This is a genomic window from Thermococcus thioreducens (assembly GCF_002214545.1).
Lineage (GTDB): Archaea > Methanobacteriota_B > Thermococci > Thermococcales > Thermococcaceae > Thermococcus > Thermococcus thioreducens.
Genome location: NZ_CP015105.1, coordinates 1,826,175 through 1,849,242 on the forward strand (window position 1 = coordinate 1,826,175; position 23,068 = coordinate 1,849,242).

Here is a 23,068-nt window from a genome sequence, read left to right on the forward strand (position 1 = left end):
CCGATGAAAAACTTTAAGTCCACCTCACCGAACCTACCAGAGGAGGTATCACCGATGAAGATTATCTGGTACGGACACGCGTGCTTTTGGGTCGAGACGAATGGTGTGAGACTGCTCATCGACCCGTATCCAGAGGTCGACGACGACAGGATTGGAGAGGTCGACTACATACTGATAACCCACGAGCACGTTGACCACTACGGCAAGGTGGAACTGCTCTCAAGGCTGAGGAACGCCGAGGTCATAGGGCCAAAGCCAGTCTACATGATGGCCATAAGCGACGGTGTGACCAGGGTCAGGGAAATAGAGGAAGGACAGACGCTCGAGCTTGAGAACGGCGTCAGAGTTACCGCCGTCTACATGGAGCACCCGTCAAGCCAGTATCCCGTCGGCTACATCATAGAGGGGGACAAGACCCTCTTCCACACCGGAGATACCTATTCAACCCCTGCCCTCCAGAAGCTCCGGGGAAAGGTGGACGTTCTCCTGGTGCCCATCAGCGGGCGCTCAACCGCCAACGAACGCGAGGCGGCGCAGATAATAGAGGACATAAGGCCCAGAATAGTCATCCCGATGCACTACGGGACTTACGGGCAAGGGAGCGTCGAAAAGCTCCAGGAAGAGCTCAAAAAGCGCCGCATATGGGTGATGGTAAGGCCCATGGCCCTGTACGAGGAGCTCACGCTGTAGCGGTGGGGCTAATGCTCACCACCGGTGTAAAATCACTCGACGAGCTTCTAGGGGGAGGTATCGCTCCCGGGGTCTTAACCCAGGTCTATGGGGACTTTGCAACAGGAAAGACAACCCTGGCAGTCCAGGTGGGGCTCCTGAGCGGAGGGAAGGTCGCCTACGTTGACACGGAAGGTGGCTTTTCCCCGGAAAGGCTGAGCCAGATGGCCGAGTCCCGGGGACTGAACCCTGAGGGGGCTCTCCAGAGGTTTATCCTCTTTACTCCGGCGGACTTCAAGGAGCAGAGGCGCACCATCGGGAGCCTGAAGAAAGTCGTTGACGGCTCCTTTTCCCTCGTTGTTGTGGACTCCATAACTGCCCACTACCGCGTAGAGGAGCACAGAAGGAACCTCACCGCTGAACTCGGCAAACAGCTCCAGGTTCTCCTGTGGATATCCAGGAGAAATCGCATTCCGGTGATAGTCATAAACCAGGTTCACTTCGACAGCCGGGCGGAGAGGATGAAACCCGTCGCCGGGCACACCCTCAACTACAGGACGAAGGATATTCTGAGGCTCGACAAACTACCAAAGCCTGGCTTAAGGCTTGCCATACTCGAAAGGCACCGTCTCCGGCCGGAGGGCGGCATGGTCTACTTCAGGATTACCAAGAAGGGAATAGAGGACGTCGGGGACTGAGGGATATTACGAAACCGAGACATTGTCGAACGAGGAATATTTTGAGAGCTAAAGAGTTAATAGAAAAATCAAAACTTCGGCTCTATTTTCTCAAGCTCCATTACGAGTTCAATCGTCCGCTTCAATATTTCAACAACCCTGTAAATGTGTTCAAGCTCTTCAAGGCTCAGCTTTCTTCCTTCCTACCCTTGAGATACTTCTCTATCACGCGATAGCCGCCTATCGTGTACTCCCAGACCTCCGGCGGAATTCCGCAGAGCTTCGTCGTTTTGTTTATCGTCACGCAGTCTCTACCGTCATACTTGGCCTTTTCAACGGTCAGGTCGTCCCCGACGAGCTTCGGCTCGATTGGGAAGTCCACCTTCATCAGGTGAAGCCTTACCAGCTCCTCGCCGATTTTCCGGTACTTCTCAAAATTAGAGCCGAAAAGTGCTAAAAATTGATATTGAAAGGTTTCCAGAAAACTTTTTATCACCAGGTTCCAACTATATTTGGTGAGACTATGGGGCTTACAAAGGTAACTAGGAACTATCAGATTACCATACCAAGCGATGTTAGGAAGAAGATGGGGATTAGGGTGGGGGACGTTCTAGTGGTCGATGTTGAAGACGGAAAGGTAGTGCTCAAAAAAAGTGAACTTGAGCTTCCCCTTCTTCCGGGAGGAAAGGGGTTGAAGGTGGAAGACATCGAAGAGGCCACAAGAAGGGGGCAGGGTGAAGAGGAATGACGGTGATAGACACCACCGTCTTCGTATACGCGGTTCTCAAAGATTCCGAGTTCAACGGAGAAGCGAGAAAACTGCTGGCTGGGCTGGAGAGATGGGTTGTCCCTAGCATAGTCCTTTACGAACTCTACTGGTTCTTCAGGGAGGAAGGCTATAAAAGTGAGGAAATAAGGGAGGTCATCTCCTCAATCCTAAACAGTCCGAGGACGAAGGTAATAGGTGACGGCGGTAAATACACAAAACGCGCGCTGGAACTGACCAAGAACCCAAAACGCTTTAACGACATGGTAATCCTTGCCACAGCGGAGGATTTTAAAAAGCTCGCCACGTACGATAAGAGACTGAAAAAAGAAGCGGAAAAGCTGGGCATCAAAACCCTGCCTTAAACCCTCTCGTAAACCTCCTGGACTATCCTCAGAACCGCCCGGTAGAGCTTCTCCGTGATGACGCCCTCCTCGTAGTGCTCTGTCAGCTTCTCCTTGTCTATTACCTCCTTCTTGCCGTCCGGCCACTTGACGATGTCCACCTCAAGGTCGATGTAGCGTGCCCTGTCGGGGTATATCTCCACCGGCGTGTTGATGTTGTAGTACTCTCCCTTGAGGTTGCCGTTGCGGTCGTAGTAGCGGTGCACGAACCACCACTTTCCGGCCTCTATCTCCGTTATGACGTAGTCACCAAACTCTATGGGTATGTCCAGCCCGTCGTAGAACTTCCCTGGCTTCAGATGGCGTTTAAATGTTACCCTCAGCGGGTTCATTGAGACCTCAAGTATCTCGCCGGGCCCTATCTTTATCCTCTGGCCGTCGGGCTTGTAGTGCTCAAGGCTGAAGAGCCAGCCCTTCTTCGGCCCCTTGTTGGTTATGAGAGCCTCCCAGAAGCCGGTCTTTACCTTCTCCCTCTGGGCAGGAATCTTCGAGAGGATCCCCTCCGCTATCTCCACCGCGAAGCTCAGCTCCGGATCGTAGGCCTTCAGCTGGTGGTGGCCCTCAACGGTCGGAACGACCCTGTTCCGTATCTCGTCGAGCTTCTTTTTGGCACCGCCACCGAACTCAACCTCATATATGTTCCGCCCCTCAATTATGAGGGCTGGAGCTGTGTATGAATCAGCCTTCTTTAGCCGGTCGGCAAGCTTGGAGAGGTTTATTATCTCGTCACGTAGGGTGTTCCAGTCTTTATAAGCCGCGGCCGTCCTCCAGAGGATTCCCCATTCGCCCAGGTCTATGCTGAGGCCCAGTATCCTGAGCCTCTCGCGCTCGCTCTGCTCCCGTATCTTCCGGGATATCTTGACGTGCCTCTGAGCACCTACCGGCTTCGGAATGAGAACCGCGTAGTCGCCCGGAATCGTGAGGACAACACTCAGCTGGGGGAGGAGGTTGTGCTTCTTAACCTGAACGAGAACCTCGTCGCCTTCCACCGCCCGCGGGATGTCTTTCACCGGGATAGTCCCGATTGCACTTCCTATGTCAACGTATACGTAGCGCTCGTCCCTCTTGACGACCATTCCCTTGTAGATTCCGTAGAGCTGGTAAGGGAGCTTCCTGAAGAAAACGTCTATGAGCTCCTCCTCAAGAACCGCCTTAACCTCCTCAACCTTCGTCCCGACGAGGATTACCCCGTGGTGGTCCTTCTTGTCGTAAACGTCGACGTCGAACTCGTCGTAGGTCTTTTCAAGCCCGAGTCTCTCGACGATCCTGTTGCTGGGCTGTGAAATGCCGAAGCCCCTGTCGAGGAAGAGCTTTGTAAGGGCCGTTGAGTAGATGCCCCTAACCCGAACTGAAACTCCTGTGTCTGTAGACACCTTCACCACCCCTCATCTTCTTTTCCACCACTCCAATGAGCGTGAGCCCTTCAAGTATAGCCCCGGCGTTCTCAACGCCGCTGAGCTTTTCAACGTTTCTCGCCTCGACCCAGAGCAGTCCCCTGGAGTGCCAGTCTCGCAGAGCCTCTTCAACCTTGTGAACATCCCCCGGATGGGTGTAGAGCCTGAGCAGGAAAACCTTTAAGATTCCAAGCTCGGCCTCAAGTTTCCTAATTTTCCTTAGCTCCTCCATTATACCAACGGGTACCTTTTTCTCCTTTTCGCTCTCAAGGAAAAGGCTCAGCCCCTCGACCTCCCGGAGCATCTCGCCCAGCGCCTTCCTAACGGCGTAGTCGTAAACCCTGTGGAACTGGACGAGCCTGTCTAAGGCCGTCGAGAGCTTTATCTTTGCCTCATAGTCATGGCCCTTGACGAGAAGCGAGAGCATCTCCTCAAGGCGGAACTTCATCTGGTGCTCGTTGCGGTACAGCTCCTTTGCATGCTCCTCCACGCGGCCGCCGAAGCTCCCCATCTCGCGGTACAGAGACGACGCTATCTCAAGCTTCTCCCTCGATATGTTGTATAGGGACTTCACCATCTCCAGAAGGGCCTCCCCGTCCCGCTCCTCGTAGATGGCTGAAAACTGGCGCTCAAAAGCCGAGTGAAGCGACTCAAGACGGGAAAGTTGGGCCTTAACCTCCTCAACGTTCATGCGGAAAACCCCCTGGCCTTAATCTTGCGCTTCCCCCTACTTGTAGTTTTCGATGGGGACATGTTAAACAATAGAGCTTACCCAAAACCTTTTTTTAAGCTGGTAGGCTAATCATCCTGGTGATCAAATGACCCTCTACGACCGCTTCGGCAGGCCAGTAACGAATCTGAGGATTTCGCTCACCCAGGACTGCAACTATGCGTGCTTCTTCTGCCACAGGGAGGGACAGCACTTCAACGCTAGGCTAGAGCTGACGCCCGCGGAGATAGAGAGACTCGTCCGTATAGCCTCAAGACTCGGAATAAAGAAGGTTAAGCTCACCGGCGGCGAGCCAACGGTGAGGAGGGACATCATCGAAATTGTGAGACGGATAAAACCCTACCTTAGAGATCTGTCCATGACGACCAACGGGAGCCGCTTAAAGGAACTGGCCAGACCGCTGGCGGAGGCCGGCCTGGACAGGGTCAACGTCTCGCTCCACAGCCTCAGACCAGAGGTTTACAGGAAGATAACCGGCGCCGATATGCTGGACACCGTCCTGGAGGGCATTGACGAAGCCGTCAGGCACCTGTCCCCTGTAAAGCTCAACATGACGGTGATGAAGGGCCTGAACGACGGCGAGATATGGGACATGGTTGATTTTGCGGCAAGGACCGGGGCAATCCTCCAGCTCATTGAGCTTGAGGCTCCGAGGGAGTTCACGGAGACGCGCTTTTTTAAAAAGTACTTCTACCCCCTCAAACCGGTCGAGAGAAAGCTTGAGGAGATGGCCGTTGAAATCCGCGAGAGGAGGATGCACAGGCGGAGAAAGTACTTCGTCCCAACCGACTACGGAATAGCTGAGGTCGAGGTAGTCAGAGCGATGCACAACACGGTCTTCTGCGCCAACTGCACAAGGCTGAGGGTCACCTCAAACGGGAAGTTCAAAACATGCCTGCTGAGGAAGAACGACCTGATAGACTTCGCCACTGCCCTAAGAAACGGGGCGAGCGATGCCGAACTCGTCGAGATATTCAAAAAAGCCGTTCTCATGCGCCAGCCGTACTGGAGCTGACCTCCTCCCCGCCCTGAAGGGCGAGGGTTCCACTGGGGAACCTCCTAACTCAAAGGCGGGGAGGTTTGAGGGGTTCTCATCAGGGGGACCCTTGAAAAGGGTTCTTCGAATCCCTCTGGCCGGGCCTCCGGCCAATTACCCCTCCCGTGGGCATAAAGCCCACCCAAGTTCGGGGTTATCGTCCTGACAGCCTTCTTCAAAATGTTAAACGCTCCAACGAGATCGGAATTAAAAACAAGCCCCGTCGCGGGACACTTAAACAAACCACGAACAAAGCGAGCCCCCTCATGGGGCTTCCCGCAAACGGGGCAAGTCTTAGAAGTGAAAGCCTCATTCACGACTTCAACAACAATACCATACTCTTCAGCAACCTCGGTTAAGCGCCTGATAACCGTATTGAACCGCCACACGTGAGAAAGGAGGAAATTCTGCCTTCTCCCCTTATCGGAGTTTCTGGCGATTCCCTTCGGATAACCAACAACAATCCTCGAAACACCGAGTTCATAAAGTTTTTTAATCGTTTGCCTCACAGCGGTATTGATGTAATGCTTTGCCTGAAGTTTCGCCTTCTCATGCATTCTCCTGAGTTTTCTGCTCGTTTTAGCTCCAGACTTGTTGAGTTTTGACTGATGCTCTGCAATCTTCTTCCTCCAGTAAAAATCAATGCTCTTCAATGGCCTCCCGTTCACGAGAAAGCTTTCGCCGTTCTCCACGTAAACGGCCATTAGATTGTTCACTCCCAGGTCAATTCCGGCGGAAAGGTTACCTAATGGTTCTTTTGGAACTTTAACCCATTCCCCGCCCTCAAGTTTTTCCTCCACTGTAAGGCTAATGTGCGCGTACCACTTCCGCTTTACCGGGTCGTAAGTGATTTCTAAGCGCCCTTGCTTGCCCTTCAAGTGGATTCTGCCCTTGAACTGAACTTCGAGTTTTTTGAACTTACCAAGGCCTTTGAGGGTTAACCTGTTCCCCTCAATCCGATACTGGTCGTTTCTCAAAACGATTAAGGGTTTTCTTCTCCCGTCTTCTTTCAGATAGTTTGGTGGTTTTGGTTTTAACCAAGAGGGTAGCTCTCCATTCCGCTTCTTTCGAAGGAGGGAGAAGAATGAACGCCACGCTTCTGCGTTCTTCCGGCAGATTTGTTGGACGGTTGCAGAGCCGATTTCCTTTTTGAATTCTTCATAAACGGTTTTCTCCGTGCCGTTGAAGTCCACGATTTGCTCTTGGAAGTATTGGTGTCGTCTCAAGTAGTTTACCCTGTTCCAGACTTTTGCTCCTAAGTCGGCTAATTCGGAAAGGATTTTTGCCTGCTCCTTGCTCGGCTGGAGTTTAACCGTTACTGAACGCTTCATCTCAAAGTATGGTATGATTTTTAGGCTTTAAAAAAGTGTTGCTTTCTCACTCAAAAGATGGTTTTAGAATTACCGCATCCCCGCCGTGAACAGCGAGGCTTTCAAAAGAAACAATGTAAGCGTTTTTAAGTCTCTTTCCCAACTCCTCCCGGTGAGAGATTGCCTGCGGTAAAGGTTCCTAGGCGGGAGGCAGAACCCGTCAAGAGAAAGCTGAAGAAGCTCGGCCTCTACGACGGCAGGAGGAGGCCGAGGAGGGAAAACGGGTACGTTCTCCTCCCGGTTATCAGTGACCCCCGTATTGAGGGACTCGGCTACGAGGTTCTCCGGGTGGAGCTCCCGCTCAGGCCGGAGAGGCAGATATACAAGAACCTCGAAAGCGTTTTGGCCGAGAGGATGAGCAGAGAAGAGCTGAAGCACCTGAGACGGTACGACGTGATAGGCGACATAGCGGTCATCCAGATTCCAGAAGAGCTTGAGCACCGCGTTGAAGACATAGTCTGGGGCCTGAGGAAGGTTCACCCGTTTCTGAAGGTGATAGCGAGAAAGGGCTTCCACGAGGGGGCCTTCAGGATAAGGGACTACTCAATAATCTGGGGCGAGGAGAGGCTGGAAACGGTTCACAAGGAGAACGGCGTTCGGATAAAGGTTGACCTCTCGAAGGTCTTCTTCAACCCGAGAATGAAGGGAGAGCGGTACAGATTGGCTCATCTCGTCCGCGATGGTGAGAGAATTCTCATTCCCTTCGCCGGCGTTCTGCCGTATGCGCTCGTGATAGCGGGGTACAGGAAGGTCAAGATAACCGCCGTTGAGCTGAACAGGGAGGCCTACGAGCTCGGCCTTGAGAACATCGAACTGAACCGAGAAAGGCTGAGGGGCGAGATAGAGTTCATTCACGGCGATGTCTTCGAGGTTCTCCCGGAGCTCCCGAGCTATGACCGCGTGATAAGCCCGACGCCGAGGGGCGTTGATGCACTGGCTTTGACTCTCTCCAAGGCCGAGAAATGGCTCCACTACTACGACTTCGTCCATGAGGGGGAGATTAAGAGGTTCCGGGCAAGAATCCTCGACGAGTGCCTTAAGCTTGGAAGGGACTGCTCGGTGAGGGTGAAGAAGGTGAGCGACTTTAAGCCACATGTATTTAAGGTGTGCGCCGATATCGAATTAAAAGAGGGATAAAGAGCAATTCCTTCACTTCTTCCCGAGGAAGTCGAACAGCGTCGCCTGCTTGCCCTTCTTCTTGGGCTTGTCTACCTTCCCCCCGCTTTCCCCGACGGCTTCCATTTCCTCCTCGGCCTTCTGGAGCTCCTCCTCGCTTATCTCTTCCTCCACCTCTTCTTCGGCTCCTTTCTCCCCCTCAATTTCTTCTCCTCCCATCTCAGCGGCGACCCTCACGTGCTCCTCAAGCTCACCGCGCTCCTTGAGCTTCTTTTCGATGTTCATGCTCTTGCCCCATATGGTCTTAGCCTTCTCTTTATCGCCAACTATGAACTCGACCTCCTTGAGGTCAAGGTCGAGGTAGACGACGAAGTGCGCCGCCACCTCCGGGTTGTACTCGAATATCGCCTTCAGAACGTTGAGGGTCTCCAGGGCTTCGAGCTTCGCCATGTGCATCTCCTTCATTATCTTCTTGAGCACCGAGTCCCTCAGTCCCCTTTCGGCCTTGCTCTCGGTGAGGAGCTTTATGATCCTGGGCGGGTAAATCCTCACGAAGCCCTTCCTCTTAACGCCAGCAACGGCAACTCCAGCCGTCATCATATCCGTGGCGTACTTCCAGAGGCCGTAGTTCCCCGTTCTCTGAGCCCTGCCGAGGTATATGTCAGCCCTGCTAAGAGCATCGTAGGCACGAGCTATGTCCTCAGGCTTGTAGTATACGTAGGGGAGGTTCTCGTCTATCCACTGGAGGAGCTCGTGGGGGAACATGTCAACTCCGAGGACGACCAGCTTGGCCTTCTTGGCGTTGTCGGTTGCGAACAGCTGGGCCAAAGCCTGGAAGACGCTCTTTTCCGTGTCGCGGTAGGCGAGGACATCAACCGCATCCTCCACCCCGCCGGACACAACCGTCTGGAGGTCGTTGATCGCTGCGCGAAGATCGCCGTTGGCGCGCTTGGCTATCTCGTAGAGCACCTCCTTCGGAACGGTTAAGCCCTCCGCGTGGAGGATCCTCACGAGCCCCTTTATGATGTCCCTCTGGGTCAGGCGCTTGTATTCAACGATTTGGGCCTTGTTCCTTACCTCCCTCGGAACCTCCCAGTAGTGGTTGGCGCTCATTATTATTGGGTTCCTTGCCCGGTCTATCAGCTTCGCTATTTCGCGAGCGCCGCTCGGCTCCATGTTGTCGGCCTCGTCGAGGAATATGAGCTTCCTCCGCTTCCCCAGTATGTCGAGGGTGTATGCGGCCTGAACGTAGCGCTCCACCTTCTCAAAGGTTCTTTCGTCGCTGGCGTTGAGCTCGATTATTTCGAAGCCGTACTCCCTGGCTATAGCATAAACCGTCGCCGTCTTACCTGTTCCAGGAGGGCCGGCCAGGATCAGCGCCTTCTTCTTTGGCGGACTGCCCTGGAGCCACGCCTCTATCCATGCCTTCACCTGTCCCAGGGCCTTGGTCTGGTTTATCAGCTCCGCCAGGCGCCTCGGCCGGTACTTCTCAACCCAGGGCATCTCCGTCATGGCCATCACTTACCCATCAGGGTGAACTGGGCGAGTAGAGCTTCGAGCTGTATCATCTCGTTGGCGCCTTCAACGAGGCGGAAGTTGTACTCGCCTATCTTATCCGCCAATGCCACCTTCTTGTCCTCAGGTATCGTCAGGTTGAAGACCTCCTTGTGCATCTGGATGAGAACATCCTCGCCGCTCAGGCCCTGCTTGAGGAGTATCTCCCTGAGCTTCTCCCTGGCCTTGAGGAAGTTGCCCTCCAAGGCCAAGGCCATCATCTGTCTGACGTCCTCCGGACGGGCCCTGCTAGCAACGAGGAAGACGTTCTCATCGGTTATCTTGGTGTCGAGGGCCGCTGCAGCCTGCAGGACGTTTATGGCCCTTCTGAGGTCACCTTCAGCGACGTAGAGGAGCGCCTGAAGGCCCTCCTCCGTCAGCTCAAGCCCCTCGTTCTCGGCTATGAGCTCTATGCGCCTCGCTATGTCCTCGTCCCTCAGCGGCCTGAAGCGGAAGATGGCACACCTCGACTGTATCGGCTCGATTATCTTTGAGGAGTAGTTGCAGTTGTGGCTTACCAGACCGTTGGAGATGAAGCTGTGGTCTTTAGCGCAGGTAACGTCGTATACGTCGAGGTAGCCGAGTTCTTCCTTCTTGATGACCTTTTCGACGACGTAATCACCGAGCGTTCTTTCACTCAGGAACTCCTCAAAGGTCATGAAGTCCCTGGTTAATCCTGTTGGAACACCCCTAATCCTGTTGAGCACGAAGTCCCTCTTCACGCCCAAAACCTTCGCTGCCTGAGTGGGATTTGTGGCAGTGGCAAGTTCAACGGCTCTCTCAGCAATCTCCGGAAGAATGAGTTCCTTGTAGGCTAACTTAATCCTGAGGTACTCCCCAACGAGCCTCGCGTGGGAATCTTTGACGTAGGCGTAGCCAACCCTCGTGAGGAAGTTGAGATAATTGACATCGTTGGTTGTAATTATGAGACGGACGACGAACTTCCCATCGGCGGGGGAAACCACTATCTTCGACTCCACATCAAACTCCCTGAGGAGCTCTGCCAAATCGTTGAAGAACTCGGTGGTTTTTTCAAGGCTCTCCTTTGTTGCGCGCATCTCAAGTTTTATCCCGTTAAAGTTGTAGCGCCTCCCGTTCGGCTTCGTTCCGTCCGCTCCGAAGAGCCCCCTCAGGAACTCCCTCTTGATGAAGAGGTTGCCCCTCTTTATCCACTCCGGGACTGTGTAACCCTTGACAGTTTTGTTCCCAACTTTAACCCCCCAGAAGCGCATGAGTGCGTGGAATGCCGAGCTGTCAACGTAGAGCATGTGTATTCTGCCCTCAACCTTTCTTCCACGGATTTCGGAGTCCGTTTCCCTCTCAATTATTTGGGAGGGTTTTAAGCCAAGCCTCCTAAGGTCTTCGGCAAGGGCCTCAAGTTCCTCCCTGCTTGAATTGAACCATATCCTAACCCCTTTCTTGGCCAAGTGGCCGTCGCCGAGGAGGAAGCCGAGAACCCTTGCAAGGATTCCTGTTTTCTCGTCGTCGTAGCGGACGAGCCACTTCTCCTTGACCTCCTTAAGAACGCTGTAGGCGATTCCGTTCAGCTCTCCATTGAGGAGCCTCCTAACCGCGGAGTAGCTTATCTTTATTCCAAACTCCTCCTCAATGATCCTCTTGACGTCCATTGCATTTCTCAGGGGCTTACCTTCACGAACCTTTCTGATTAGCTGTTTTTTGCCCTCAATCATTCTCTCGACGTAGCCCTTCTTTTCTAAGCTTAAGAGGAGCTGGTTTAATCTCACCCTCGAAAGACTGACCTTCTCCTGAAGTTCCTCCCTTGAAATCCAGTCCCTCGGAATCCGCCCTAAGATCTCGGCTTCCCTAGCCGTTAAGCCGTTTTCCATCTCCGCCTTAAGCTCCAGGACCTTGGCGAGGATTCTCTCCTTGTCCCTTGTAAGAAGCTCGCGAAAGGTTTTTGCCTCGCCGAGAGGTTTAAGACCATGCTCACGCTCGATTCTCTCAAGGAAGCGATAGAACTCCCTAAGATCGATTATCGGCCTCGGGTCTGGCTCATAGGGAGTTCCTTCGAGTGTGGGCTTAACGAGAACCTCCGAGCCCTCCTTGAGGTCGTAGGTCTGAACCCAGCCTTCTGGTGTCAGAAACATGTGGTCGCCCGTCGCCTCGATAACCCTTCCGCTCTCAAGGGTGAGCCTGTAAACTGGGTGGCCAATTATCTTCGAATTGAAAGCCACTGCGGCAACAACAGTGTCTCTTCCGGCTCTGTTGCCGACCTCCTTGAGAAGGCCCTCTTCAAAGTGCCTGAGGAAGTCCCTGATCTTTACCTCCCTCTCGTCGGGGGTGTAAATTTTTGTATCGCCCGTGACACAGCTCAGGATAAACCTCACGTTGTTCGAGAACATCTCCATAGTTCTTCTTAAAGCTTGCTGGGCGTCCTGAGTTAGAGCATCTGCCTCATCGAGGAAGATTATCTTGAAGCTTGCACCACCTATCGGCTTCGTCCTTGCAAACTCCTTCACCTTCTCGCGGATGACGTTTATACCGCGCTCGTCGCTCGCGTTCAGTTCAAGGAAGTTGTGCCTCCAGCCCTCGCCAAAGAGCTCCCTCGCGAGGGCCAGAGCGGCCGTCGTCTTCCCGACGCCGGGCGGCCCGGCAAATAAAAGGTGCGGCATGGAACCGGTTTTAACGTAGTGCTTGAGCCTCTTGACTATGTGATCCTGACCGACTATATCATCGAGCCTCTGTGGCCTGTACTTCTCAACCCACGGCTTTTCGAGGATTTTAACCTCCTTAACTTCCTCCGGCATAGCTATCACCCTACCTAAAGGGCTTATGAGCTTTGGGGGTATTAAGCCTTTTGCCATGTGCAAAACTTTTATACCTCGATGTCCAAAAATCACCGGTGGTTCTCATGGCGAAGCTCGACTGGATTAGGGAAGAGCTCAATGAGCTCAAGGAGAAGGGCCTTTACGTGACCATCAGGAAGCTTGAGAGCGCCCAGGGCCCCTGGGTCGTCGTTGACGGAAAGCGCGTTCTGAACATGTGTTCGAACAACTACCTCGGTTTAGCGGCCCATCCCAAGATAAAGGAGGCCGCCATAAGGGCAATCCTCGACTACGGCGTCGGTGCCGGAGCCGTTAGAACCATTGCAGGGACCATGGAGCTCCACGTCGAGCTTGAGGAGAAGCTCGCCAAGTTCAAGAAGAGGGAAGCGGCGATTCTCTTCCAGAGCGGCTACAACGCAAACCTCGGCGCCATAAGTGCCCTCATCACGAAGAAGGACGACGGCGTCTTCGTCAGTGAGGAGCTCAATCACGCGAGCATCATAGACGGAATGCGCCTAAGCGGCGCGCCGAAGGTCATCTACAAGCACCTCGACATGGACGACCTCAAGAAGAAGCTCGAAGAGGTCAAGGACAGAAAGAAGAAGCTCATCGTTACCGACGGTGTCTTCTCAATGGACGGCGACCTCGCCCCGCTCCCGGAGATAGCCGACCTGGCAGAGGAGTACGACGCGATGGTCTACGTTGACGACGCCCACGGTGAGGGTGTCCTCGGTGAGCACGGAAGGGGTATAGTCGACCACTACAAGCTCCACGACAGGATCGACTTCGAGATGGGAACTCTCAGCAAGGCATTCGGTGTCATAGGCGGCTACGTTGCCGGTCCGGAGGAGGCCATAGAGTACCTCAGGCAGCGCGGAAGACCGTTCCTCTTCTCAAGCGCGCCCAACCCGCCTGACGTTGCGGCGGCGATAGCGGCAGTTGAGATACTCCAGCACAGCGACGAGCTGGTCAAGAAGCTCTGGGAGAACACCCACTTCCTCCAGAACGGGTTGCGCGAGTTAGGCTACGACCTCGGCAACACCAAGCACCCGATTACACCGGTCATGCTCTACGACGAGAAGACCGCCCAGGAGTTCTCAAAGCGCTTATACGACGAGTACAACATCTTCGCGCAGGCAATAGTCTACCCGACCGTCCCGCTCGGAACGGCGAGGATAAGGCTTGAGCCTTCAGCGGCCCACAGCAAGGAGGACCTCCAGTACGTCCTGGATGCCTTCGAGGATCTCGGAAAGAAGACCGGCTTCCTGAAGTGAGGCCCTTCCCTATTTACATTTCTACCTAATCCAAACCCTGGTTATCTGTCCGAACGTATTACAGGAAATTGAGTTCGAAATCAGAACCCAGGATTTTGGCATTCTTTCAGAACCCTACCGAAAAATATAATTTCCTGAAGATGCCACAGTATACGGTGGAATAACTAGGTTATACCAGGTGTCGGAGATGATAGCGACCGCACTACTCGTGGAAGCCATCTTGGTCGCAATATTCGCAATGGCGTTGAAACGCAGGAATAGGTTTGTCTCGCATTACCCAGAGTTCAGGAAGTTCTATGACTATGGGATACTGGCTTTCATGACCCTCGCCGTTTCAAAGGGGGTATTCCTCCTGCTCGACCTCAACGACCACGGTGTTTTAGAGCTTTCACAGGATCAGTCAGCCATGATAAATTCGGCGGGCAACCTGCTGCTGCTCATTGCACTGCTCATGTACGTTCTCGGGTGGGTTCGCCTGCTTGATGTTCTCACGGAAAAATATGAGATAGTCCCCGTGATCGAGTTCGCCGGTGGGGAAAACCACGAAGCCCTTAAACCCGGCCTCTACCTCTGTAACCTGCCCAACTGCTACCCGGTGATAGCCAAGCCCCTCCGTGGAAGGGCGGGGCTCATAGTGTCGAGGAATCCCCAGAGATCGTCAGGAAAAACCTAAAGATAGAGAAGACCCCAATACTGTGGCTTACAAAGGTCCGGGACAGAAACGCAGTTTCCCCCACGAGGCTTGAGTTCCTCCTCCAGACGATGGTTGACTTCATGAGAAAGACCGACGACCCGAAGGTAATCTTTCTTGACGGGGTCGGATACCTCATCCTAGAAAACGGCTTCGTACCGGTCTTCAGGTTCCTGACGACGCTCAAGGACTACACAGCCCTCTACAACACCGTCGTCATAGTACCGCTGAGGGAGGACGGACTTGACGAGAAGACCGTGAACCTGATGTACCGCGAGTTCGAGAGGATGAGGTTCCAGTCTTAGAACTTCACCCATTCTATTTTATAGTACACCACGTCGTTGTCCTCGTCAACGACGGCCATCACCATGTTCTTCCTGACGCCGTGGGCAACCCTCACGCGCGCCGTTATATCATTGGGGCTAAAGCGGAGGTTCTCCGGAACCACCCAGATGAGCCACTGGGAGTGCTCGTCCATCCCGCGCCTGTAAACGCGGAAGTGGGAGCCGAACTTGAGGGCGGACTTCACCGTGTACCCCCTGTCGCGCAGGTCGGTGTAAACCAGGAGCTTTATGTCGAACTGCTCGTCCCTTTTCCTTCCGAGTTCGACCAGCTCCCTGAAAGAGAGCTCTTTTTCGCCGTCGAAGACCCTTATTCTGCCCTTCTCCATAAGATAAGCCGCCTCTATGAGCGAGAGAAAGAGCTTCCCGTTCACAACCTCGCCGAAGTAGCGCTTGTTGTAGAACTGGTTTATCGCCTTTTCACGCTCGCTGAAGACCCTGTCCCCGCTGAGATGGAAGATTATCGGCTCCTTCAATTCCTCCCACCCCATTCCTCAGCAGGTAGAAGCATGTAATAGGCATCCTCCCCGTCGGCGTAGTAGCCGATTATGCGCTTGATGCGCTTGAAACCAAAGCGCTCGTAGAGCTTTATGGCCCTTTCGTTGCTCACGCGAACCTCCAGGCCTATGTAGCGGGCGCCCTTCTTTATGAGCCTTTCGATGGCCTCACTAAGCAGGGCCGAACCAATGCCGCTGCCCCGGTACTGGGGGTCGACGGCTATGCTCATTATATGCCCCTCCAGGTCGGGCCTCAGATAGGCCATCACGTAGCCGATGACCCTCCCCCTGTACTCGGCAACCAGAAACGTGTCCGGATTGTTCTCAAGAAAAACGAGAAAAACCCCCCTCGGATATTCCTCGCGGAATGAGAGCCGTTCTATCCTTACGACGTCGGGTATGTCGAACAGCTTCGCCGGCCTTATGACGACCATCGCCAGGGGAATCCTCCCACCGGCTTCCCTAACGGACACGCTCATGTTATAAACTACGCGCCAAAGCTTTTAAGACTTGAGGAGGACTCCATGTGGGGTGGCCACCCCGCGTGATGAGCACTCTCGAACCTGACCCCGGGATGATGACCGGATTCCTGGCTGATTCTTTCCCCTACTTTCTGGAGTAAAGTTTAAAGCCCCCGAGAACCAAGTCAGCCGATAGGTGATGTTATGCGCATAGCCGAAGACCTTAACAACCCGGTTGGAATCGTGACCGGTGAAGCCACGGTCAGCTCCTTCCAGTTCTACGCTCATCCCGATAGCGACCTCAAGTTTGGAGACTTCGTCGTTGCAAAGCTGTGCAAGGAGGCGAAGGACAGGAACTGCCGCTGGAACGGCGATGAGTGGGTTATAGGCACCATCAGGGGGATTAAAAACATCAACTGGCTCCTCAGCGAGGGGAAGAGCACTTTTGCGAGCCTCGACCTCGACCTGAGGGAGTACGGGGAGAGCATAGGCGAGAACGAGGCGCTTATAGTCACCGTCCACGTGCTGGGAAGGATAGAGTTCAGGGGTGAGGTTGCCGAGATAGTCCCCAACCGCGTCCCAGTTCCCAACGGAAACAAAGTCTACATAGCCAGCTCAGACCTCCTCAGGGCTATCTACTACGGCGGGGAGGGCTTCATCGAGGTGGGGACCCTGCTTTTGAGGGAGGACGTGCCGATATACCTCAACGCCGACGAGCTGGTTTCAAGGCACTTCGCAGTTTTAGCCGTCACCGGGGCCGGCAAGAGCAACACCGTTTCGGTAATGCTCTGGAAGATGGTGGAAGACCTGAGGGGAACCGTCGTCGTCCTCGACCCACACGGCGATTACATGCGCCTTAGTCTTCCCAACACGGGCACAAAGTACGTCAACCTCATCGAGGCAAGGATCCAGCCGGAGACGATGGACGGCGAGGAGCTGGCGGACCTAATGGAGATACAGAGCAACGCAACCATACAGCGCTCCTACCTGCTCCGCGCCTGGGACACGGTTCTCCACGAGAACCCCAACCTCGGTGGAAGGGAGATAGTTAAGGCCGTCCTCGACCTGCTCCAGAACTGGGTGGCCAACGCCGGGGGAAGCTACTGGGACCCCCACGCCGGCAAGTACCGCGACCTGGGCGAGATAAAGGCCGCCGAAAAGGAAACGATAACGAGGCTCACGATGAAGATATCCCGCTTCCTGAGGAACTACGGCCACCTGCTCTCAAGCGAGGACATAGTGGCATCCATCAGAGCCGGGATGGTGAACGTTATAGACCTCGGACCGCTCGACGAGGGCCAGATGAAGCTTGTCGCAGCAAAACTCCTCGAAAAGATGTTCGAAACCAGGATGGACTACGAGAAGGCCAGGAAGAGGCTCGAATACCTCAGGAGAAAGTACGGAAGCAAAATCTCGGCCGTTTCGGAAGAGGTGGAGGAGCTTGAGAAGTTCATCCGCTCGGTTGAGGCGAGCTATCCGGCCCTCTCAGAACCTATACTCATAATAGTAGAGGAGGCACACATCTTCGCACCCCACGGCGAAAAGGGCGGAACAGTGAGGATACTCGGGAGGATAGCACGCGAGGGAAGAAAGTTCGGCGTCGGCATGGGGCTCGTATCCCAGAGGCCGAGCAGGCTCAACGAGGACGTGCTGAGCCAGACGAACACGAAAATCATAATGCGCATTGTAAATCCTAACGACCAGAACTACGTCATAAAGGCCAGCGAGCAACTGAGCGGTGAGCTTATGGGAGACATAGCCGGCCTCGGCAAGGGCGAGGCGGTGATAGTAGGCCAGGCCATAAGCCTGCCGGCGCTGGTGAAGATACACAACTTCAAGGCCCTCGGCGGCGACTACGGCGGGGAAGACATAGGCGTCGTGAGGCGCTGGAGGGAAAGGGCGGAGCGCGAGAGGGCAGAGGAGAAGAAGGAGGAGCTCTACGAGGAGGAGGGCATAGAGCTGGACTTCTGAGGTGTTAGCATGAAGTTCGCCCACATGGCAGATGTCCACCTCGGCTTCGAGCAGTACCGCCTTCCCTACCGCGCCGAGGAGTTTGCCCAGGCATTCAGGGAGGCGGTGGAGAGGGCAGTAGGTGAGGGAGTTGACTTCATTCTCATAGCCGGCGACCTGTTCCACTCAAGCCGGCCCAGCCCGGAGACCATAAAGACCGCTATAGAGGTGCTGGAAAAGCCCAGAAAAGCTGGAATTCCGGTCTTCGCCATAGAGGGAAACCACGACAGGACGCAGAGGAAGGTCTCGGCCTATCATCTCCTTGAGGGGCTCGGTCTGCTCCACCTCGTCGGTCTGAGGGACGAGAAGGTCGAGAACGAGTATCTGACGAGCGAGAGGCTTGGGAACAAATACCTCGTTAAGGGCGTCTTTGAGAGGGGCGGAAAGACCGTCGAGATTCATGGGCTGAAGTACATGAGCGCGGCATGGCTTGAGCGCAACCATCTGGAGGAAATCTTCAGGCCGGAAGGCGATGCAATCCTGATGCTCCACCAGGGGATAAAGGAGCTCATAGAGAAGATGATGGGGATAATCCCCGAGAGCCAGCGCGACTACTTCGAGCTGAGGATGGAAGACCTGCCGAAGGGTTACGTCTACTATGCGCTCGGCCACATCCACAGGAACTTCGAGACCAGCTACGACATAGGGACTCTGGTCTATCCGGGCTCGCTCCAGCGCTGGGACTTTGGAGACTACGAGCTCAGATACCGCTGGAACGGGAGGAGCTTCACCCCAGAGGCCGGCACGAGTAAGGGCTTCTACATAGTCGAGGAGTTTAAGCCCAGCTTCATTGAGCTGAGGGTGAGGCCATTCGTAGACATCAAAATGAAGGCCGACGAGGAGACCGCCAAGAGGGAACTGAAGCGCCTCAGGGGCAAGATACCAGGGGAGGCCTTCGTAAGGCTCGACCTGCGCTGGGAAAAGCCCTACGACGTTTCCCACTTCCAGGAGATCCTGGAGGTCAAGTACCTTTACCTGAGAACACGCTTCGAGAGGAAGGGCAAGGCCGTTAAAGGCGAGGGTGTACCCAAGCCGGCCGAGTATTTCACCCCTGCGGAGCTGAGGGCGATAGACCTTACCGGCGAGAAGAAGTTCGATGCCATCGATGCCGTCGTCGAGCTGTTCCTGAGCGAGTGGGAGGAGAAGCCGAAAGAGTCAAGAGGGGAGAAGCGCGAAGAGCCCGCCCCGGCCGAGGAGGAAAAGCAGAAGAGAGAGGAAAAACCCGAAAGGGCGCGGAAATCGGAGAAACCCAAGCCAAAGGGCAAGCCCACGAGCATTTTAGCCTGGATCGGTGGTGGGAATGAGGATTGAAAAGCTCATCGTGAAGGACTTCCGCTCCCATTCACTGACGAAGGTTAACTTCACGAGCGGGATAAACCTCATAATCGGACAGAACGGCTCCGGAAAGAGCTCCCTCCTCGATGCGCTCCTCGTCGGCCTCTACTGGCCGAGCAAGCCAAAAGACCTCAGAAAGGAGGAGGTACTCCGCGCGGGCGGAAAGTCCACGGAGATAACCGTCTTCTTCGAGAAGGACGGCGTCAAATACCAGCTCCACAGGAACATAACCCGTGGAATGGCCTTCGCCAAGTACTATGACGGAAGCTCATGGAAGCACGCCACGGAGACGAGCCAGAAAGCTGTAAGGGACTGGATGGAGAGGCTCGTCCCGTACGACGTCTTCCTCAACGCGATTTACATAAGGCAGGGTGAAATCGACGCCATCCTTGAGAGCGACGAGAGCAGGGAGAAGGTGGTCAGACAGGTCCTCGGCCTTGAAAAATACGAGAACGCCTACAGGAACCTCCTCGAAGTTAGGAAAGAGATCGAGCGGAGAATAAAATCAACGGAGGACTACCTCAAGAGCACGGAAAACCTCGACGAGCTTATCGTAGAGATGGAGAGGGAGCTCTCAAACGCCCTTAAAGAGATAAACGAGCTCTCACCCCAGATTCCAAAGCTGGAGAAGGAACTGGAAGGAGTAGAGAGAAAGCTCAAGGAACTCGATGCCCTGGAGAAGGAGATAAACTCCCTCAGACTTGAGGTCAAGGAGAGGGAAGGGAACCGAAAGCGGCTTGAGACGAAGCTGGAGGAGCTTGAGAAACGCATAGCCGAGGGCAGACAACGACTGCATGAGCTGGAGGACAGGGTTAAAGAGTTCCAGAGGCTCAAGGAGAAAGCAGAGCTCTACCTGAGGCTCTCTGACTTCAGGAGGCGCTATGTGGACGAGAAGGCCAGAAACGAGAAGCTCGCCGAGAACTACAGGGCGCAGATTTCGGCGATAGAGGAGCGCCTCAAGGAGCTGAGCGAACTTGAGAAGCGCCTCAGGGGGCTGGAGAAAGAGAGGGACAAACTCGAAAGGAAACTCAAGGGGCTCGAAAAGGACGCCCGAGCATACGAAGATGCCAGATCGCTATCATCGCAACTGGAAGACCTCAGAAAACGCCTCAAGCTCTCCAGAGGAGAGATAGAAAAGTTCATCGAAGAGATCGAGGATGCAAAGAAGAGGAAGGAAGAGATACAGGCAGAGCTAAACGAGATAAACGGGGAGCGTGGCGGACTGAAAAACCTGGCCAGGGAGAGAAACAGGGCCATAATGGAGCTCAAGAAGGCCAAGGGCAAATGTCCCGTCTGCGGCAGGGAGCTGACGGAGAAGCACCGCAAAGAGATAATCGCAAAGTACCAGGCCGAGCTCAAAGATGTCTCCCAGTCCCTGAAGGAGCTCGACGAGAGGGAGAGGGAGCTCAGGAGCGAGCTCGTCAAGATAGAGAAGATTCTGAAGAGGGAGCGCGAGCTTATAAGGCAGAAAGAGCTCCTCGACCAGATAGCTGAGCTTGAGGAGAGGCTGAAGGGATACGACCTTGAGGAGCTCAGGAAGAAGGCGGAGGAATACGAGGGAGTGAAGGACGAGCTGAGCAGGCTCGAAGGTGAGCTGGAGAGCACTAAAGCCGAGCTTGAGAAGGCGAAGGCCCTCGAAAAGAAGAGGACAATCACCGGGGAGAAGCTCAGGCTCATCGAGGAGAGGCTGAGAAAGCTCGACGAAGAGCTCAAAGAGATGGGCTTCTCGGAAATAGGGGAGCTCGACGAAAAGCTTGCAGAGCTCGAACCGTCCTACAAGCGCTACCTGGAACTGAGGAACTCCGAGGAGGAGTTTGAGCGGGAGAAGAGCAACCTGGATAGGCTCAAACTGGAGCTTGAGGAGGTAAAGAGTAGCCTGGATGCTGAGAGCAGAGCACTGAAGGAGCGGATGGATGAGCTGTCAAAGAAAGAGAAGCTTTACAGCATGGAGGAGCACGAAAAGACCCGGGAAGCATTCGCCTCGCTCAGGGAGGAGCTGGCCGGAAAGAAGGCCCAGCTGGAGGCCCTGGAGAGGAAGCGCGACGAGACCATGGAGAACCTCAGGAAGCTCAAGGAGGAGAGGGAGCGCAGAAAGGAGAAGGCAAAGGAACTTGAGGAGCTTAAGAAAGCCCGCGATAGGGTGCAGGAGCTCAGGGAGAAGGTGAGGCGCTACAAGGCCATGCTGAAGGAAGGCGCCCTCGCGAAGGTCGGCGAGATAGCCAGCGAGATATTCGAGGAGCTGACCGAGGAGAAGTACTCCGGGGTTACAGTGAAGGCGGAGGAGAACAAGATACGGCTCGGCGTGATATACAACGGGAAGGAGCGTGGCCTCGGCTTCCTCAGCGGTGGGGAGAGGATAGCCCTCGGCCTGGCCTTCCGGCTGGCGCTCTCGCTCTATCTGGCTGGAGAGATAAGCCTCCTCATTCTCGACGAGCCAACACCATACCTCGACGACGAGAGAAGGAGAAGGCTCGTTGACATAATGCAGCGCTACCTGCGGAAGATACCTCAGGTGATAGTCGTTTCGCACGACGAGGAGCTGAAAGACGCCGCCGACAGGGTGATACGGGTGAGCCTTGAGAACGGCGTCTCGGTGGTCAAAGAGGTCGAGCTGGGGGTGTGACGATGGGGTACAGGCTCATAGACAGGGCGAGCGTTGACAGAATAAAGCTGATGCTCCAGAGGGGCTACGCCGAGGCGCAGGAGAAGCTGAAAACCATAGAGTGGCGTGAGCTGCCGGACAGGAGGGAAAGCAAAGTCTATGCAATCGACGGGAGCCAAGGAAAGCAGAGGCTCAGCGGAACGATCTTCTACGCCGTCTCAAGTTACGCCTTCGGCAACGGACCGGCGTACAGACTGGTTTACACCAACGCCATGCTCTACAACCAAGGTATATCCGACCAGATAATCCGCCTCCAGATGGAGACCCTTGAGAACAAGCTGGGCTATCTCGCGGCGAAGATTGGCAACGTGGACTACGTCATGATGGATGGAACTTTAACTGGTTCCCTCACGAGGCCGCCAGTTTATCCGGAGAGCGTGCGGGGGATAAACGCCCTTCAGGTTGTGTTAGAAGACGAGTTCGCCTCCATGATAGAGTTTGTGCTGGAAAGACTTGAGAAAAACTACCAGGATCTAGAATCAAGGCTCAAAAAAGAAGGAAAAAGCCATGAGGAAGTGATATTTGCGGAGTCCCTTATGAGGGACGTTTTCAGAAAGTTCTTCAGAAACAAACTCATTGCACACTCCAAAGGAATCAGGATAAGAAACTGCGAAACAGCACCGGAGAAAGTGCTAATACCACTCGATGCCCTCGAGAGGTATAGAGGAAGGAGTGTTGAAGAAGCCGTCGAGAACCTGAGGAAAAAATACTGCAGAGAGATAGTGATCGAAGATATCAGGGAAGCCATCCATGTGGTTTTAAGCTACATTGAATACCTCTACTCGTTGGAGCAACTTCTCGATATGAATCTAATTTACGTCGCCAAAAGTTTCTATACAAAGCGGTTTTCAAAGAAAGCCGGTGTTGATCTTCCAGATGTACCGTATCTTGATGCCTACATACGGAAAAAATTCGGCGAAGAGATACCAGGATACTTACCATTCCCCGAACCGGTGAAAGTTGAGCACTCCCTCCCAGAGTCGCTGAGAGAGTTCTTTCCAAAAATCGAGGATATGAGCTCTCGGGGTGTTCCCTCCGCGTACATCCGCACCATGAAGGGCGGTGTCATATACCTCCTCCAGAGCAACAGGGAGATAAACGACGACCTCTTGGCTGAGATACTCTGGCACGAGAGGAACGGCTACTTCAGGCCGCTCCAGAGGGCCCACGAGGGAGTGAAGATCGAGAAGAAGGCCTTCGATGCCGAGCTGAAGGCACTGCTCAATATAATAAAGGCCGAAAGCCCCGAGCTGAGGGTATTCCTGAAGTACGGGAGGAGCCCGCTGGAGTAAAAA

21 protein-coding genes are annotated in these 23,068 nt (G+C 54.4%); 13 read left to right on the forward strand and 8 right to left on the reverse strand.

Annotated elements, in window-relative coordinates; translation table 11 throughout:
* The first annotated feature begins 54 nt into the window (after positions 1-54).
* Both A3L14_RS10155 and radB read left to right on the forward strand, forming a co-directional pair.
* Positions 55-690, forward strand: coding sequence for an MBL fold metallo-hydrolase (locus tag A3L14_RS10155; RefSeq protein ID WP_055428579.1), 636 nt, complete (start codon positions 55-57; stop codon positions 688-690).
* Between the two features lie 11 nt (positions 691-701).
* Positions 702-1,367 carry a DNA repair and recombination protein RadB gene (gene radB, locus A3L14_RS10160; RefSeq protein WP_055428578.1) on the forward strand — a complete coding sequence of 222 codons (666 nt, stop codon included), beginning with the start codon at positions 702-704 and terminating at the stop codon, positions 1,365-1,367.
* 166 nt (positions 1,368-1,533) lie between these two features.
* Here the strand turns inward: radB and A3L14_RS10165 are convergent, their stop codons facing one another.
* Positions 1,534-1,842 carry a type ISP restriction/modification enzyme gene (locus A3L14_RS10165; RefSeq protein ID WP_055428577.1) on the reverse strand — a complete coding sequence of 103 codons (309 nt, stop codon included), beginning with the start codon at positions 1,840-1,842 and terminating at the stop codon, positions 1,534-1,536.
* A 27-nt stretch (positions 1,843-1,869) separates the two neighbouring features.
* Between A3L14_RS10165 and A3L14_RS10170 the strand changes: the two genes are divergently transcribed.
* Together A3L14_RS10170 and A3L14_RS10175 are read left to right on the forward strand one after the other, a co-directional pair.
* Positions 1,870-2,094, forward strand: coding sequence for an AbrB/MazE/SpoVT family DNA-binding domain-containing protein (locus A3L14_RS10170; protein ID WP_055428576.1), 225 nt, complete (start codon positions 1,870-1,872; stop codon positions 2,092-2,094).
* Positions 2,091-2,477: a PIN domain-containing protein gene (locus tag A3L14_RS10175; RefSeq protein WP_055428575.1), complete on the forward strand. Its 387-nt coding sequence runs from the start codon at positions 2,091-2,093 to the stop codon at positions 2,475-2,477. The genes A3L14_RS10170 and A3L14_RS10175 overlap by 4 nt, the downstream gene beginning before the upstream one ends.
* Here A3L14_RS10175 and A3L14_RS10180 read toward each other — a convergent pair.
* Both A3L14_RS10180 and A3L14_RS10185 read right to left on the reverse strand, forming a co-directional pair.
* Positions 2,474-3,889 (reverse strand): DUF402 domain-containing protein, encoded by a 1,416-nt coding sequence (locus A3L14_RS10180; RefSeq protein ID WP_055428574.1) that lies wholly within the window; start codon positions 3,887-3,889, stop codon positions 2,474-2,476. The two genes, A3L14_RS10175 and A3L14_RS10180, sit on opposite strands and share 4 nt — an antisense overlap.
* A complete protein-coding gene (locus A3L14_RS10185; protein ID WP_055428573.1) occupies positions 3,855-4,601 on the reverse strand; it encodes a hypothetical protein in 747 nt (248 codons plus the stop codon). The genes A3L14_RS10180 and A3L14_RS10185 overlap by 35 nt, the downstream gene beginning before the upstream one ends.
* Before the next feature lie 127 nt (positions 4,602-4,728).
* Here A3L14_RS10185 and moaA point away from each other — a divergent pair, with 127 nt between their 5' ends.
* Positions 4,729-5,655, forward strand: coding sequence for a GTP 3',8-cyclase MoaA (gene moaA, locus A3L14_RS10190; RefSeq protein ID WP_055428572.1), 927 nt, complete (start codon positions 4,729-4,731; stop codon positions 5,653-5,655).
* A 44-nt stretch (positions 5,656-5,699) separates the two neighbouring features.
* Here moaA and A3L14_RS10195 read toward each other — a convergent pair whose 3' ends face one another.
* A complete protein-coding gene (locus A3L14_RS10195) occupies positions 5,700-7,007 on the reverse strand; it encodes an RNA-guided endonuclease InsQ/TnpB family protein (RefSeq protein ID WP_055428571.1) in 1,308 nt (435 codons plus the stop codon).
* Positions 7,008-7,166: 159 nt separating this feature from the next.
* On the opposite strand from A3L14_RS10195, the gene taw22 reads away from it, so the two are divergent.
* Entirely contained in the window at positions 7,167-8,183 is a 1,017-nt protein-coding gene (taw22, locus tag A3L14_RS10200) for a tRNA (guanine(37)-N1)/4-demethylwyosine(37)-methyltransferase Taw22 (protein WP_055428570.1), read from the forward strand.
* Between the two features lie 12 nt (positions 8,184-8,195).
* Here the strand turns inward: taw22 and A3L14_RS10205 are convergent, their stop codons facing one another.
* Positions 8,196-9,674, reverse strand: coding sequence for a replication factor C large subunit (locus tag A3L14_RS10205; RefSeq protein WP_055428593.1), 1,479 nt, complete (start codon positions 9,672-9,674; stop codon positions 8,196-8,198).
* Between the two features lie 5 nt (positions 9,675-9,679).
* Complete coding sequence (locus A3L14_RS10210; RefSeq protein WP_088886136.1) at positions 9,680-12,484, reverse strand: AAA family ATPase; 2,805 nt, start codon at positions 12,482-12,484, stop codon at positions 9,680-9,682.
* A gap of 104 nt (positions 12,485-12,588) precedes the next feature.
* Here A3L14_RS10210 and A3L14_RS10215 point away from each other — a divergent pair, with 104 nt between their 5' ends.
* The 3 genes from A3L14_RS10215 (at position 12,589) to A3L14_RS10225 (ending at position 14,772) form a co-directional block, all read left to right on the forward strand.
* Entirely contained in the window at positions 12,589-13,776 is a 1,188-nt protein-coding gene (locus A3L14_RS10215) for a glycine C-acetyltransferase (RefSeq protein ID WP_055428568.1), read from the forward strand.
* Positions 13,777-13,963: 187 nt separating this feature from the next.
* On the forward strand, positions 13,964-14,449 hold the full coding sequence (locus tag A3L14_RS10220) for a hypothetical protein (RefSeq protein WP_055428567.1): 486 nt from the start codon (positions 13,964-13,966) through the stop codon (positions 14,447-14,449).
* Between the two features lie 20 nt (positions 14,450-14,469).
* On the forward strand, positions 14,470-14,772 hold the full coding sequence (locus tag A3L14_RS10225; protein ID WP_232473462.1) for a DUF835 domain-containing protein: 303 nt from the start codon (positions 14,470-14,472) through the stop codon (positions 14,770-14,772).
* Here A3L14_RS10225 and endA read toward each other — a convergent pair.
* Positions 14,769-15,284 (reverse strand): tRNA-intron lyase, encoded by a 516-nt coding sequence (gene endA, locus A3L14_RS10230; protein WP_055428565.1) that lies wholly within the window; start codon positions 15,282-15,284, stop codon positions 14,769-14,771. The genes A3L14_RS10225 and endA overlap by 4 nt on opposite strands.
* Positions 15,281-15,784 carry a ribosomal protein S18-alanine N-acetyltransferase gene (rimI, locus tag A3L14_RS10235; protein ID WP_055428564.1) on the reverse strand — a complete coding sequence of 168 codons (504 nt, stop codon included), beginning with the start codon at positions 15,782-15,784 and terminating at the stop codon, positions 15,281-15,283. The genes endA and rimI overlap by 4 nt, the downstream gene beginning before the upstream one ends.
* Before the next feature lie 186 nt (positions 15,785-15,970).
* Between rimI and herA the strand changes: the two genes are divergently transcribed.
* The 4 genes from herA to nurA are packed head-to-tail and all read left to right on the forward strand — an operon-like array spanning position 15,971 to position 23,065.
* Positions 15,971-17,737: a DNA double-strand break repair helicase HerA gene (herA, locus tag A3L14_RS10240; protein WP_055428563.1), complete on the forward strand. Its 1,767-nt coding sequence runs from the start codon at positions 15,971-15,973 to the stop codon at positions 17,735-17,737.
* 9 nt (positions 17,738-17,746) lie between these two features.
* The gene (mre11, locus tag A3L14_RS10245) at positions 17,747-19,087 is read left to right on the forward strand and encodes a DNA double-strand break repair protein Mre11 (protein ID WP_074631524.1); all 1,341 of its coding nucleotides are present in this window, start codon (positions 17,747-17,749) and stop codon (positions 19,085-19,087) included.
* Positions 19,077-21,734 carry a DNA double-strand break repair ATPase Rad50 gene (gene rad50 / locus A3L14_RS10250; protein ID WP_055428561.1) on the forward strand — a complete coding sequence of 886 codons (2,658 nt, stop codon included), beginning with the start codon at positions 19,077-19,079 and terminating at the stop codon, positions 21,732-21,734. The genes mre11 and rad50 overlap by 11 nt, the downstream gene beginning before the upstream one ends.
* A gap of 2 nt (positions 21,735-21,736) precedes the next feature.
* Entirely contained in the window at positions 21,737-23,065 is a 1,329-nt protein-coding gene (gene nurA, locus A3L14_RS10255; RefSeq protein WP_055428560.1) for a DNA double-strand break repair nuclease NurA, read from the forward strand.
* Positions 23,066-23,068 lie beyond the last annotated feature (3 nt).